The sequence below is a fragment of the Alphaproteobacteria bacterium genome, assembly GCA_017308135.1.
Classification (GTDB): domain Bacteria; phylum Pseudomonadota; class Alphaproteobacteria; order CACIAM-22H2; family CACIAM-22H2; genus Tagaea.
The window spans coordinates 331,288-344,070 of record JAFKFM010000007.1 but is presented as its reverse complement, the minus strand read 5'-3'; the positions used below and the strand labels follow the sequence as shown (position 1 = coordinate 344,070).

Below are 12,783 nucleotides of genomic sequence, written 5' to 3'. Positions count from 1 at the left end.
CCGGTCGCGCCGGGGCCGTTTCGTTAGTTCTGCGTCTCGATCTCCATCCGCACCGACGCTTCGACCGACGCACCCGGTGCCAGCACTTGCAATCCCGTCCCCGCATGTCCCGCGGGGGCGAGATTGAACGCATCCGCCACGTGGCTGACGGGTTCGAGGCACAGATAGGCCCCGCCCTCCGGCACGTGGAAAACGAAATGATCGAGCGCGTCGCTGGCGCTCATGCGGATCGTCGTGCCGTCTTGGCGCGCGATCGTCGCCTTGCGCGACCAGCCCGACAGATAATCCGTGCGGCCGACAGTATTCTGCGGCGCGTCGTAATGCGTGATCTTGGCGTCGCGCTTGGTCGCGATGAAGCCGTCGTCGATCGCCCAGTTCCAGGCGGCGTCGAACGCGATGCGATCGCCCAAGGCGATCGCGAAATACGGATGCAGGCCGAAACCCACCGGCATCGGCGCGTCGGACAGATTCTTGACCGTCAGCGTGACGGTCAGCGCGTCGCCGGTCAGGTCGAGCAGTTGCGACGTCGTGAACGCCCAATCCCATTCGTCGGGCGTGTGGATATGGGTCATCGTCAGCGACGACGCCGTTTTCGCCGCGACCGTCCAAGCCCGGCGCTGCGTGAAGCCGTGCAACGCATCCGACGTGCCGGGATGCGGCGGCAGGCGGCGTTCGCGACCGTCGAACACGAAGCGCCCGTCGCGAACGCGGTTGGAAAACGGCACCAGCGGATAGCAGCCGGCCTTGGGCCAGTTGAACGGGTCGAACGCGGCCGGCCCCATCGGCTGCAAAATATGAACTTGCCCTTTCGGGGTTTCGCGCCAGAATTTCGCGATCCGCCCGCCGGCTGCGGGGGCGACGGTCACGCGCAAATCGCCGGCGGCCAAATGGGCCTCGCCCGACGTATTTACCGCATGTTCCGCCAAGTTTGCCGACAAGCGGCGCCTCCCCATTGAGATTTGATATTTCAGTTGGCGTCTTCTTTACGGTGCCCGATTGCGCCTGTCAACGCGCAGATCGACGTTCCCCGGCGGAAGAATCGTAACACCCTGTGCGACACTGCAAGCCGGACCCCAGGAGTCGCGTTAATGATCGAAAATTCCATCGAAATATCCGGCGGAGGCGTCGTCGCCCGCATCGCCCCGACGGGCGCGGAGCTGGCCGCTTTGGCCATCAACGGGCGTGACTTGGTTTGGTCGCCCGACGCGCGCTGGTGGGCGAGCACGGCGCCCCTTCTATTCCCGGTCGTGGGTAAATCCCCGGACGGCAAGGTTCGAATCGACGGCCGGTCCTATCCGATGAATCCGCACGGTTTCGCGCGCGATCGCGCGTTCGCCGTCATCGCGCGAGATGCCGAGCGCGTCGTGTTCGAAACGACCGACGATGCGGCGACGCGCGCGAGCTTCCCCTTCGCCTTCGCGCTGCGCCTGGAATTCGCCGCGCGCGCCGGCAAGCTCCACACCACCGCATCGATCGAAAACCGCGACGCCAAGCCCTTCCCCTTCGCGTTCGGCTATCACCCCGCCTTTATCTGGCCGCTCGATCCCGCGACGCGCGGCCAATATGTCTGCCTGTTCGAGAAAGAAGAGACCGCGCCGGTGCGCCGCGCCAGCCAGATCACCGGCTTGCTGCACCAGCAACGCTTCGACACGCCCGTCGCCGGACGCCGCCTGAAGCCGCAAGACGACATGTTCGTCGAAGGCGCCTTCCATTTCGAAACGTTGAATTCGCGCCGCGTCTGGTTCGGCATCGAAGGCCAAACGGGAATCGACGTGGCGTTTCCCGACTCCCCGCAGCTCGGCATCTGGACCAAGCCGGGCGCACCCTATCTGTGCATCGAGCCGTGGCAGGGCTTAGCCGAACAAGACGGTGCCGATGGCGACATGGCAACGCGGCCGGGCACGCGCATTCTCGCTCCGCGCGCGATCGCGACCTATCGCCTGGATATCGGGCTTTCCTAAAGTGCGGCGAGATTCGGCAGGAATTTGTCGAGGAAGCACGTCGTCGCCGGCATGAAATGCGAGCCGTGGTGATAGCTGGGATCGAGGCTGGTCACGATCAAGCTGCCGCCGAAACTGACGCGATCCTCGTACATCAGCGCCTTGCCGTCGCGATCGACGATCAGCGTTTCGGCACCCTGGGGCGGATCGTACCAGCCATGCAGATGCCACGTGACATCCGCCTTGCCGATGCCGGCAAGGGCCGGATGCGCGACGCCGGTGCGCGCGACGCCGAGATCGGCACCGGGCTCGAGCCACCACCAGAAATTCGTTTCCTCCGGATGGAACGAAACACCGGGGATCCATTCGTTCTGGAACGTCTCGCCCATCGCCACCAGCGTGCCGCCGTTGCGCAGATATTCGGCGAAAAGCGGCCAATGTTTGGCGAGGCGTTGGGGATGCGTGCGGCACGGGACGAACAACACGCGCACGCCATCCAGCGCGTCGGCATTTAATGCTTCCGGCCGGATGCGGCGCTTGAAGAACGCGCCGTAGCGCGGCCCTTCGAGCGCTTCGATCTGGTAGGAAGCACCGGGTTGCAGCGTGGCGAGCATGATCAGATTTCCGTTTCGTGCGCGAGCCAGCGCACCGCGTTGTCGAGCAAGCGGTCGATCAGCGTCATATCCTCGCTGCCCGTCCACAGATCGTTGCCCGCGTGGGAGAGCACGGCGCCGCCGCCATCGCGCCGCCACACCCAATCGAGCGGCACCTTGTCGGGCCCCACGCCGGTCAACGCTTGCGCCCCCGCCGGCATCGCGTTGTGGCCGCGTCCGTAGAAACCGGCGACGCCGCGCCGCGTTTCGAACGTCAACCGATCGACGCCGTCGAAGAGCGGATGATCGCCCAGCACCGACAAGGTCAAATGCTGGCGTTGTTTGCCGCCCAATACGAAATGCCCGACGCCCGGCAGAAACGGCCGCTCGGCATGGCCGTTGAGCAGCACGCGCCCGCCACGTGCCAGCATCGCGTCGAAACCGTCGCGCCATTCCATCGCGCGGATCTGGTCGAGATGCAGCGTGAGCATCACGCCGCGCGCGGCGGCGATGCGGGCGGCTGTGATGTCCCATTCCCATTCGGCGGCGAGACGGCCTTCGCGCACGAACCGCGCGAAGGGGGCCGGCACGCCACCGTGATGCGACAGGACGAGAAGCGGAAGCGGAGCGTTCATGCGGCACCACATTCGGGACTTTGCTCGGTTCGCGGCCGATCGCCGCGACGGCTTGACACCTAGTGATATTGAGAGTCATTTGCAATACATAGGTTGGCGTGTTAGACGCTTTCGCGTGGCGGCGCCAACTGCCGATCAATAGCGACAACCCATTGATGGATCGAAATAAATATCGTGTCCGTGACATTACCCTTCCGGCCGTCCACGCGATGAAGCGTCTAATCGCCGCAGGTCCGATCTGGCCGCTGGTCGCGATCCTGATCGTCGCGATTTGGGCGGCGGGCGTGGCGTTGACGGGCGTCTCGCGCGCCTTGTTGCCCTCGCCCGCTTTGGTCGCCGACGCGATGTTCGAACTCGTCGCCGAAGGCGCGCTCGCCAAACATGTGCGGGTCAGCGTCGTGCGCCTTGCCTGGGGCTTCGCGCTGTCGACCGCGCTGGCGCTGATCGTCGCCTTCGCCTTCGCGCGCGTCGCATTGCTGCGCCGGATCGTCGAGCCGCCGCTCGAATTCCTGCGTCAGATCCCGCCGCTCGCGATGATCCCGCTGCTGATCTTGTGGCTGGGCATCGGCGAAGCGCAGAAGATCGGCATCATCACGCTGGCGTGTTTCTTCCCGATCTTCTTGGGCACCACCGGCGGCATCGCGCAATGCGACCCGAAACTGATCGAGGTCGGCCGCGTCAGCGGCTTGTCGCCGGGCGCGATCCTGCGCCGCATCGTGCTGCCGTCCGCCTTGCCCTCTGTCGTCATCGGCTTGCGCATCGCGCTGGGCCAAGGCTGGCGCGCGCTGGTCGGCGCCGAGTTGGTCGCCTCGTCCGCCGGGCTCGGCTACATGATCGAGGACGCGCAGAATCTCGCGCGCACCGACATCGTGGTCGTCGGCGTGATCGTGATCGGCACGCTGGGTCTCGCCACCGATTTTCTGTTCCGCCGCGCCATCGCCGCCGCGTGGCCGTGGGTCCGGGTCGAGCATGGGGCCGAAACCCATGCTTGAGTGCCGCGGCGTTGCCAAAACCTATCGGCTGAAGGATCGCGACGTCGCGGCATTGCGCGATTTCGACCTCGCCTTGCCGCCGGGCAGCTTCACTGTGCTGGTCGGCCCGTCGGGCTGCGGCAAGACGACGGCCTTGCGTTTGCTCGCGGGCCTCGAAACGCCGACGCGCGGCACGCTCACGCGCGGCACCGGCGCCGCGCGCGTCGGCTATGTGTTCCAGGAGCCGCGTTTGATGCCGTGGCTCTCCGTCGCGCGCAATGTCGGCTTCGCGCTGGAAGGCCGCACGGCGAAACCCGAGATCGCCACGCGCGTCGCCGATATTCTCGACGTGATCGGACTGCACGATTTCGCGAATGCCCGCCCCGATCAGCTTTCGGGCGGCATGGCGAGCCGCGCGGGTCTCGCGCGCGCGCTCGTCACCAAACCCGAGTTGCTGTTGCTCGACGAGCCTTTCGCCGCCCTCGACGCGATGACGCGCCGCCGCCTGCAAAGCGAACTCGTGGCGCTGTGGCAGCGCTTCCGCCCGACCATCGTGTTCGTCACGCACGATATCGAGGAAGCGGTGCTGCTCGGCGACGACATATGCCTGATGGAAAACGGCGTCATCGCGGAACGCTTCGCCAATCCCATCTTGCGCCCGCGCGATCCGACCGATCCAGAAATCGTGCGTTTGCGGCGCGCCATCATTGCCGGTTTCGAAGCCGGCGAGGCTCGAAAAACCCGGACACCCAAGGAGTCAACGATATGAGGATTTCCATCCGTTTCGCCGCGATCGCGGCGGCGGCCATGCTGGCGGCCATGCCGCAAGCGATGGCACAGAAGATCGAAACGCTGCGCGTCACCTATGTCGCCTCGCCGTTCAACGTGCCGTCGATCGTGATGCGCGCGAAGGGCTATCTCGACGAAGCCTACGCGCCGATGGGCATTAAGGTCGAATCGCCGGAGATCACCTCGGGCGCCCAGCAAATGCAGGCGCTGGCGGCGGGCGAGATCCATATCGCCTCGGTCCTCGGCGGTTCGTCGGCGATTTTGGGCAAGGCCAACGGCATCGACGTCAAAGTCGTCGCGACCTATAGCCGGGGCGCCAAGGCCTACATGATCCTCGCCATGCCGAACGGTCCGGCCGACATCAAATCGCTGAAGGGCAAGACCGTCGCCGGCCCCAAGGGCACGGTGCTGCATCAATTGCTCGCGGCCGCCCTCGCCAAAAACGGCCTGCGCCTGACCGATATCGATCACGTCAATATGGACCTGCCCTCGGCACGCGCCGCGTTGCTGGCGGGCAAGGTCGACGCTGCCACGCTCGCGGGCAACAACGCGTTGGCGGTCGAGAAGGCGAACGGCAAGCTGCTCGCGTCGGGCGACGGCTTGCTTGATCCCACGTCGGTCATCGGCGTGCGCGGCGATCTGATCGAGAAGAATCCGCAGATCGTCACGGCCTATCTTTCGGCACATCGCAAGGCGCTCGCCTTCATGAAGGCGAATCCGGAGGAAGCGCTGAAGATCGCCGCCGCCGATCAGAAGATCGATCTGGAGGACGCGCGCAAGATGATGACCTATTACGATTTCGCGCTGCGCGTCACCGACCGCGATATCGCCAATCTCGGCGCCGACCAGGATTTCATGGTCGAAGCCGGGATGCTCAAGACCAAGATCGATATCGCCAAGGATCTGATTTCGCCGGCAGCTCGCACGCTGGAATAGATCAAATGCGTCAGCCCCCGCCGGGACACGCGTTCCGGCGGGGATTAGCGTCCGGCCGAGCCGGCGGCGGCAAGACCGCGCGTTTCGACGGCGGCCGCGAAAGCGGGCTCGGCGGGGATATTGCCGCGCACGAAGATGTCGATGCCGATCGTCTCTTGATCGGGCACGATCCGCTCGCCCGAGCACTGCGCGAGCAGCACGCGGCCGGCCGATCGCGCCTCGTGGCCCGCATTCTGGCCGATCACCGCATCGAGCGTGCCCAACACCAAAAAGCGGCGCGTATAGGTCGTCAATTCGTGCGCGATCCACACGAGATCGGACGCGCGCCCGGCCGCGTCGATCGCCGCCGCGATGCCGCGATTGCCCGCCCCGACGCTATAGATGCCAACCAGATCGGGGTGCTTGGCGAGCAAGCGCTTGGTGACCGCTTCCGAGCGCGCGCGTTCGTCGCGCCCTTCGACGGGCGCCAGAATCTCGAGCTTCGGAAACTCGCCCGAGATCACCTGGTTGAAGCCGAAATAGCGTTCGGCATGGTCGCGCAAGGCGAGCGAGCCCGCGACGATGCCGATCTTGCCCTTCTTCCCGCCGAGGAAGCGGCCCATCAGCGTGCCCGCCGTGCGGCCGGCCGCCGGATTGTCGATGCCGACGTAATGGAAACGCCGGGAACTGGGCACGTCCGACACCAGCGTGACGACCGTCGTGCCCCGCGCGGTCAAATCGTCGATCGCCGCGCGCACGCGCGGATGGTCGAGGGCCACGACCGCCACGCCGTCGTAATAGCGCGGCAAGCGTTCCAGCGTGCGCCCGATCACGTCCGGGTCGAACACGTCGACATGTAGCGTGTCGATGAAGGCGCGTTGGCTCGCCAGCCACGCGGCGGTGACGCCGACCTGCTCGGTCAATTGCGACATGAAGGTGTTGTCGCCCACCGGCAGGATGAAGGCGAAGCGGAACGACCGGTTGCGCGCCAAGCGCGCGGCCGCGATATCCGGCCGGTAGCCGAGCTTCAGCACCGCCTCGTTCACCCGCGCGGCGGTCTTGTCGCGTACGCCCGGCCGCTTGTTGACAACGCGGTCGGCGGTGGCGAGGGAAACCCCCGCCTCCGCCGCCACATCTTCCAGCGTTACCTTGCCAGCCGGACCCGCCATCGAAACTTCAGCTCCGCGTCGCCCATTCGATTCCGCGGGTCAAAATCTGCTTCACCTGCGGAATGTCCAATTCATAGGCGCGATGGCCCAGCGTGCAATGGAACACGCGGCCTTTGCCGTAGCGCTTCTTCCAGACGACGGGCATCACGACTCCTTCGACCCAGGGCGCATGTTCGCCCGAGAACGTCGTCGTCGCCAGCACTTCGATGCTCGGATCGACATGCATGTAATATTGCTCGGACCGGTAATCGAAGTCTTTCAGACCCTGCATCACCGGATCGTCGGGTTTGGCGATATTGACCCGGAAATCGATGATGTTGCCGGGATGTGCCACCCACTGGCCGCCGCACATGAATTGATATTCGATCGAATCGCGGAACGCGTCGCTCATCCCGCCGTGATGGCCGGCGACGCCGACACCGTTCTGCACGGCGGCGCAAAGATTGATCGCCTCCGCCCGTTCGATCTTCGACATCGTGAAGATCGGCACGATCAACGACAAATCGTGGATCGCCGGATCGGCGAAGACGGAAGTTTTGGTTTCGACGCGCACATCGTAACCCGCCGCCGTCAACCAGGTGCGATACATCGAGGCGCATAGATCGGGATCGTGGCCGTGCCAGCCGCCCCACACGATCAATGCCGTCGGCTTTTTCTTCGTCATCGCCGTCACTCCACCGCGCCGCCGGACTGGCCGGGCGCAAGAGCCGCCGGACGCTCGACCGTGCTTTCGATTTCGATGCGCTTGCCTTCGTCGGCGGATTTCTGGAACGCCTCCATCACTTCCAACACATGGAACGCGAGTGCGCCGCTGGCGCGATGGTCGCGCTTCTTGCGAATGCCGGTCGCCATGTCGGCGAGGCCGATGGAGCGGAACTCGCCGTCCGTATAGCCATGCGTGAAGGGTTTGGCTTCCCATTCGCCGCCGGTCATGGCGATCTGCACCTCGCCGCCGAAACGGTTCGGGTCAGGCACCAAGATGGAGCCCTGATCGCCATAGATTTCAATCGGCGTGTGTTTGTGCTTCGGGACATCGAAGCTCATCGCGATCGACACGACGGCACCGCTGCGGAATTCCAGCATGCCCGCGACATGGGTCGAAACCTCGACCGGCATCATCGTGCCGTTCAAGGGCTTCGACGTGATCATGCGTTCGTTGCGCGGGCGCGCGGTCGAGCCCATCACGCTCGCCACCGGCCCCAGCAACTGGACGAGATCGGTGATGTAGTAAGGCCCCATATCGAGCATCGGCCCGCCGCCGCGCAGATAATAGAAGCCCGGCGCGGGGTGCCAACGCTCATGCCCCGGGCACATGAAGAAGGCCGAGCCTGCGACCGGCTTGCCGATGGCGCCGCCATCGATCAAGGCGCGCGCCGTCTGGTGCCCGCCGCCCAGAAACGTGTCGGGCGCGCAGCCGACGCGCAAGCCCTTCTCGTTGGCGAGATCCATCACCTTGCGCGCTTCGACGAGGTTCACGCCCAGCGGCTTTTCCGAATAGACATGCTTGCCCGCCTTCAGCACGGCGAGATCGACATCGGTATGCGCCAGCGGCACGGTCAGGTTCAGCACGATGTCGATATCGTCGCGCTTCAGCATCGCGTCGATGCGCATCGACGTCAGGCCGAATTCCGCCGCGCGCGCTTCCGACGCTTCGGTGCGCATATCCGCAAGGCCGCGAATCTCCAGGATCGGGAAATTCTTCGACGCCTTGATATAGGCCGCACTGATCACGCCGCATCCGATGATGCCGATACCGACTTTCTCCACGTCGCGCACTCCGTCGTTGGGGGCCCTACCGGCCCGGTTCAGCCTTTGACCGCGCCGACCGTCAGGCCGGCGACGATATGTTTTTGCGCCAGAACGAACAACAGGAAGGTCGGCAGGATCGTCAGCGTGATGAACGCCAGGATCAGATGCCAATCGGCCGTGAATTCGCCCTGATAGACCATGATGCCCAGCGGCCAGGGATACATGGCGTCGCTGTTGAGCATCACGAGCGGCAGCAGATAAGAGTTCCAGCTATGCACGAAGGTGATCGTACCGACCGTCGCCAGAATGGGCGTCGACAGCGGCAGCGTCACGAAGCGGAAGAAGCGCGGATAGGAACAGCCGTCGACCAACGCGGCTTCCAGCAACTCGTGCGGCAGATCGCGGAAGAAGCGCCGGAATAGCAGGATGCTCATCGCCAGCGCGAAGGCGACTTGCGGCAGCACGACGCCGAAATAGGTGTCGAGCAGACCCAGATCGCGCACTTTGATGAACAGCGGCAGGATCGCGGTCGCGGCCGGGAACAGCAGCCCCATGGTGAAATAATTCAGCAGCATGCGGCTGCCGAAGAAGCGCAGATGCGCGAACACGAAGGCCGCCATCGCCGCGACGATCAGGGTGATGATCGTCGTCAGGCTGGAGATGACGAAGGAATTCCACAACATCTGCCAATAGCGCTTCGACAGCAGGATATCGCCGTAATTCGACCATTCCCATTCGCGCGGCAGACCGAAGGGATTGGTGCGCAAATCGCCCAGCGACTTGAAGCCGCCGAGCAGCGTGGCGATCAACGGCACCGCGACGAAACCCGCCACGAGCAGCAGGAACAGCCAGCGATACAAGGCAGCGCGATCGAAAGGCGGGCGCGAGGCGGCCATATCAGTCATCGCGCATGAACCAGCGTTTATAGGTGACCGCGAAGGTCACGCAGATCACGAACAGGATCACGCCGATGGCGCTGCCGTAACCGATCCGCATGCGCGTGACGCCGTGGGAATAGAGGAAGCTCACCATCGTCTGTGAGGAATCGGCGGGCCCGCCGCGCGTGAGCGGCATCACCAGATCGAACAATTGCAACGAGCCGACGACCGCGAAGAACACCGACAGACGGATCGTCGGATAGAGCAGTGGGATGGTGATGTGGCGCAGCACCTGCCAGCGCGACGCGCCGTCGATGCGCGCAGCCTCGACCAGATGCTGGTCCTGGCCCTGCAACGCCGCGATGAACAGCATCATGTGGAAGCCGAAATACTTCCACACCACGACGATCAGGATGGCGAGCATCGAGGTTTGCGTGCTCGCCAGCAGATGCGGCGGCTCGGCGCCGAAGAAGCGCCAAACGCCCGCGAGCAAGCCGTAATCGCCGTCATAGACGAAGCTGAAAATCAGCCCCGTCGCAACTTCGGCCAGCACATAAGGGAGGAAGAACAACATGCGCAGCGCCACGGCACCGCGGAATTTTTCGGCCAGCAGGATCGCCAAGGTCAACGCCAGCGGCAACTGGATGCCCAGCGAAATCACGATGATCAGAAAATTGTTGCGCAACGCCAAGCCGAAGGCGCGCGCTTCGAACACGTATTCGTAATTGGTGAAGCCGATCCAATTGGTCGGCCGGCCGAAGCCGTTCCAGTTGAAGCCGCTATACCAAGCCGCTTCGCCCACCGGCAGGATCACGAACAACGTGAACAGCAGCAACGCCGGGGGTAGGAATAGAACGACGGCGGTCAGTTTTCCGCTTGCCGCCGCCCGGCCGAGTGCTGTCGTGGACATTTCGCGAAAAATCGGGCGCGGCGGCGTAAAAAAAATCCGCCGCGCCCGAACCCCTTAGTTACCCTGCTTGAACGCGTCCTGCACGGCCTTCGCCACTTGGCGCGGCGTCATGCTGCCGCCGGCGAGTTCGGCCGTCGCGTCATTGACCACGCGCCCGACCGAGGGGCCGAGATCCTGGTCGTAGAAGTTCTGGTGGTAGTTCGACCGCGCGAGGTTCTGCGCGATGTTGCGCATGAAGGCGTTGCTGATCGCTTCGTCGGCACCCTTCACGACCGGAATGAGGAAACCGGCCCCGGCCAAGCGCATTTGCACGTCCTTCGAGACGAAGTGCTTCACGAACTCGACCGCTTCCTTCGGCGCACCCTTGGTCACGAGCCAGCCATTGATGCCGCCCAGCGTGTCGGTCGGCTCGCCTTTGCCGCCCGGCACGGCCGGGAAGTTGACCCAACCGATCTTGTCGTCGGTGATGCCCACCTTGTCGGCCGCCAGCGCCTTCTGCTGGTGGTAGACGGTGCTGATCACCAGCGACATCGCGGCCTTGCCGTCGCCGAAGAAGCCGGTCGATTGCGGGTTCTTGAAGCCGAGGAAGCCGTTCTGGAACGGCTGCAGATCGACGAGCTGCTTCATCAACTCGCCGGATTTCTGGAAGACTTCGCCCTCGAAGCCGCCGTTCTGGCCCTTCAACGCCGCCTCGAACCCGGCCTTGCCGCCAAGGCGCACGGCCAGATGCGTCCAATAGAAATGCAGCGGCCATTTGTCGGCGCCGCCAACGGTCAGCGGTGTGACGCCGGCGGCCTTCAGCGCCTTGATCGCGGCCAGCCAATCGTCCCAGGTCTTGATGGCACTGCCGTCGACCTTGGCCTTGGCCATCAATTCCTTGTTGTAAAGGATGCCGACCTGCGACTGCGCGAAGGGCAAGCCGTAGACGCGGCCGTCGCGCGTGAACGCGGCCATCGCACCGGCCGAGATCGTCGCCGCCGTGTCCTTGGTCTGGTCGGTGATGTCCTGCAGCACGCCCGCTTCGACCTGCGCCTTCAACACGCCGCCGGCCCAGGAATAGATGATGTGCGGCCGGTCGTTGGATTGCAGCAGCGTGGGCAGCTTGGCCTTGTAGGATTCGTTCTCGAGGAACTGCATCTCGACTTTGGTGCCGGGATTTTTGGCCTCGAACTCGCGGGCCACTTCCTCCCAGATCTTGATCTGGGCCGGATTGACCTCGAGATGCATCCATTTGACGGTGGTTTGCGCCAGCGACGGCCCCGCCGAAACGGCGAGTATGGCGGCAGTGGCGAACAGCGAATGCTTGATGGCGTTCATGCGTTACCTCCCAAGAAGCCGGATTGTTTTCGGCTTTGGCGAGACCTTGCGCGAGAAATTTGACGTACGCAACTCAAATTTTGGTATTTAATGCCTCAACGCTCCAGGTGTATTGCTAACCCTTTCCAGTAACGGAGACTTCGCGATGGCCGCCATTTACCCCGATCTCGCCGACAAGGTCGTTCTCGTGACCGGCGGTGCCGCCGGAATCGGCGAGTTCATCGTGCGCGCCTTCGCCGCACAGAAGGCCGTCGTCGCCTTCGTCGATATCCAAAAGGAGCGCGGCGAGAAGCTCGCCGCCGAACTGACCGCGCAAAGCCAGCGCGCGCATTTCGCGCCGGTCGACGTGACCGACACGGCCGCGTTGCAGAAGGCGATCGGCGACTTCGCCGCGAAGCTCGGCCCCATTGGCGTATTGATCAACAACGCCGCGCATGACGAACGTCATGCGACCGATACGGTCACGTCCGAATATTGGGACGACCGCATCGCCGTGAACTTGAAGCATCAGTTCTTCGCCGCGCAAGCCGTGTTGCCGGGCATGAAGGCGGCGGGCGGTGGTGCCATCGTCAATTTCGGCTCGACGTCGTGGATGATCGGCCAGGGCGGCATGGCCGTTTACACGGCCGCGAAATCCGCCGTGCTGGGTCTGACGCGCTCGCTGGCGCGCGACTACGGCCAATTCAACATTCGCGTGAACACGGTGGCGCCGGGTTGGATCATGACCGAGCGTCAGATCGAGAAATGGCTCACCCCCGAAGGCGAGGCGGAATTGATGAAGCGCCAATGCCTGAAGCGCCGCCTGCAACCGGCGGAGCTCGCCAAGTTCACGGTCTTCCTGGCATCGGACGAAGCGTCGGCCTGCACCAACCAGAGCTATATCGTCGACGGCGGCTGGGTCTAACACCACAAAACTG

14 protein-coding genes are annotated in these 12,783 nt (G+C 64.2%); 5 read left to right on the top strand and 9 right to left on the bottom strand.

Annotation, left to right across the window (positions count from 1 at the left end):
• Positions 1 to 23: 23 nt before the first annotated feature.
• Positions 24 to 953 carry an aldose 1-epimerase gene (locus tag J0H39_06110; GenBank protein ID MBN9496308.1) on the bottom strand — a complete coding sequence of 310 codons (930 nt, stop codon included), beginning with the start codon at positions 951 to 953 and terminating at the stop codon, positions 24 to 26.
• A gap of 135 nt (positions 954 to 1,088) precedes the next feature.
• Between J0H39_06110 and J0H39_06105 the strand changes: the two genes are divergently transcribed.
• Positions 1,089 to 1,961 carry an aldose 1-epimerase family protein gene (locus tag J0H39_06105; protein ID MBN9496307.1) on the top strand — a complete coding sequence of 291 codons (873 nt, stop codon included), beginning with the start codon at positions 1,089 to 1,091 and terminating at the stop codon, positions 1,959 to 1,961.
• Here the strand turns inward: J0H39_06105 and J0H39_06100 are convergent.
• Both J0H39_06100 and J0H39_06095 read right to left on the bottom strand, forming a co-directional pair.
• On the bottom strand, positions 1,958 to 2,557 hold the full coding sequence (locus tag J0H39_06100; GenBank protein ID MBN9496306.1) for a hypothetical protein: 600 nt from the start codon (positions 2,555 to 2,557) through the stop codon (positions 1,958 to 1,960). The genes J0H39_06105 and J0H39_06100 overlap by 4 nt on opposite strands.
• Positions 2,557 to 3,168, bottom strand: a complete 612-nt coding sequence (locus tag J0H39_06095) for a hypothetical protein (GenBank protein ID MBN9496305.1) — start codon at positions 3,166 to 3,168, stop codon at positions 2,557 to 2,559. Before J0H39_06095 ends, J0H39_06100 begins: the two co-directional genes overlap by 1 nt.
• 209 nt (positions 3,169 to 3,377) lie before the next feature.
• Here J0H39_06095 and J0H39_06090 point away from each other — a divergent pair, with 209 nt between their 5' ends.
• Genes J0H39_06090 through J0H39_06080 form a run of 3 tightly spaced genes read left to right on the top strand, consistent with a single transcriptional unit; the run spans position 3,378 to position 5,864 of the window.
• Positions 3,378 to 4,160, top strand: a complete 783-nt coding sequence (locus J0H39_06090; protein ID MBN9496304.1) for an ABC transporter permease — start codon at positions 3,378 to 3,380, stop codon at positions 4,158 to 4,160.
• Positions 4,153 to 4,908 (top strand): ABC transporter ATP-binding protein, encoded by a 756-nt coding sequence (locus tag J0H39_06085; protein ID MBN9496303.1) that lies wholly within the window; start codon positions 4,153 to 4,155, stop codon positions 4,906 to 4,908. The genes J0H39_06090 and J0H39_06085 overlap by 8 nt, the downstream gene beginning before the upstream one ends.
• Entirely contained in the window at positions 4,905 to 5,864 is a 960-nt protein-coding gene (locus J0H39_06080) for an NrtA/SsuA/CpmA family ABC transporter substrate-binding protein (protein ID MBN9496302.1), read from the top strand. Before J0H39_06085 ends, J0H39_06080 begins: the two co-directional genes overlap by 4 nt.
• A gap of 44 nt (positions 5,865 to 5,908) precedes the next feature.
• On the opposite strand, the gene J0H39_06075 is transcribed toward J0H39_06080, so the two are convergent.
• From J0H39_06075 to J0H39_06050, 6 genes are read right to left on the bottom strand one after another with little or no spacing between them, the layout of a single operon-like run.
• Positions 5,909 to 7,012, bottom strand: a complete 1,104-nt coding sequence (locus J0H39_06075) for a LacI family DNA-binding transcriptional regulator (GenBank protein MBN9496301.1) — start codon at positions 7,010 to 7,012, stop codon at positions 5,909 to 5,911.
• 7 nt (positions 7,013 to 7,019) lie between these two features.
• A complete protein-coding gene (locus J0H39_06070) occupies positions 7,020 to 7,676 on the bottom strand; it encodes a ThuA domain-containing protein (GenBank protein MBN9496300.1) in 657 nt (218 codons plus the stop codon).
• A gap of 5 nt (positions 7,677 to 7,681) precedes the next feature.
• Positions 7,682 to 8,779 carry a Gfo/Idh/MocA family oxidoreductase gene (locus J0H39_06065; GenBank protein ID MBN9496299.1) on the bottom strand — a complete coding sequence of 366 codons (1,098 nt, stop codon included), beginning with the start codon at positions 8,777 to 8,779 and terminating at the stop codon, positions 7,682 to 7,684.
• A gap of 38 nt (positions 8,780 to 8,817) precedes the next feature.
• Positions 8,818 to 9,666, bottom strand: a complete 849-nt coding sequence (locus tag J0H39_06060; protein ID MBN9496298.1) for a carbohydrate ABC transporter permease — start codon at positions 9,664 to 9,666, stop codon at positions 8,818 to 8,820.
• Positions 9,659 to 10,549 (bottom strand): sugar ABC transporter permease, encoded by an 891-nt coding sequence (locus tag J0H39_06055; protein ID MBN9496297.1) that lies wholly within the window; start codon positions 10,547 to 10,549, stop codon positions 9,659 to 9,661. The genes J0H39_06060 and J0H39_06055 overlap by 8 nt, the downstream gene beginning before the upstream one ends.
• A gap of 54 nt (positions 10,550 to 10,603) precedes the next feature.
• Positions 10,604 to 11,866: an extracellular solute-binding protein gene (locus tag J0H39_06050; GenBank protein MBN9496296.1), complete on the bottom strand. Its 1,263-nt coding sequence runs from the start codon at positions 11,864 to 11,866 to the stop codon at positions 10,604 to 10,606.
• Positions 11,867 to 12,011: 145 nt separating this feature from the next.
• Here J0H39_06050 and J0H39_06045 point away from each other — a divergent pair, with 145 nt between their 5' ends.
• On the top strand, positions 12,012 to 12,770 hold the full coding sequence (locus J0H39_06045) for an SDR family oxidoreductase (protein MBN9496295.1): 759 nt from the start codon (positions 12,012 to 12,014) through the stop codon (positions 12,768 to 12,770).
• Positions 12,771 to 12,783 lie beyond the last annotated feature (13 nt).

Coding starts and splice junctions, on each gene's coding strand:
- J0H39_06110 (MBN9496308.1), bottom strand. CDS start 953: ATGGGGAGGCGCCGCTTGTCGGCAAACTTGGCGGAACATGCGGTAAAT.
- J0H39_06105 (MBN9496307.1), top strand. CDS start 1,089: ATGATCGAAAATTCCATCGAAATATCCGGCGGAGGCGTCGTCGCCCGC.
- J0H39_06095 (MBN9496305.1), bottom strand. CDS start 3,168: ATGAACGCTCCGCTTCCGCTTCTCGTCCTGTCGCATCACGGTGGCGTG.
- J0H39_06090 (MBN9496304.1), top strand. CDS start 3,378: ATGAAGCGTCTAATCGCCGCAGGTCCGATCTGGCCGCTGGTCGCGATC.
- J0H39_06085 (MBN9496303.1), top strand. CDS start 4,153: ATGCTTGAGTGCCGCGGCGTTGCCAAAACCTATCGGCTGAAGGATCGC.
- J0H39_06080 (MBN9496302.1), top strand. CDS start 4,905: ATGAGGATTTCCATCCGTTTCGCCGCGATCGCGGCGGCGGCCATGCTG.
- J0H39_06075 (MBN9496301.1), bottom strand. CDS start 7,012: ATGGCGGGTCCGGCTGGCAAGGTAACGCTGGAAGATGTGGCGGCGGAG.
- J0H39_06070 (MBN9496300.1), bottom strand. CDS start 7,676: ATGACGAAGAAAAAGCCGACGGCATTGATCGTGTGGGGCGGCTGGCAC.
- J0H39_06060 (MBN9496298.1), bottom strand. CDS start 9,666: ATGACTGATATGGCCGCCTCGCGCCCGCCTTTCGATCGCGCTGCCTTG.
- J0H39_06055 (MBN9496297.1), bottom strand. CDS start 10,549: ATGTCCACGACAGCACTCGGCCGGGCGGCGGCAAGCGGAAAACTGACC.
- J0H39_06050 (MBN9496296.1), bottom strand. CDS start 11,866: ATGAACGCCATCAAGCATTCGCTGTTCGCCACTGCCGCCATACTCGCC.
- J0H39_06045 (MBN9496295.1), top strand. CDS start 12,012: ATGGCCGCCATTTACCCCGATCTCGCCGACAAGGTCGTTCTCGTGACC.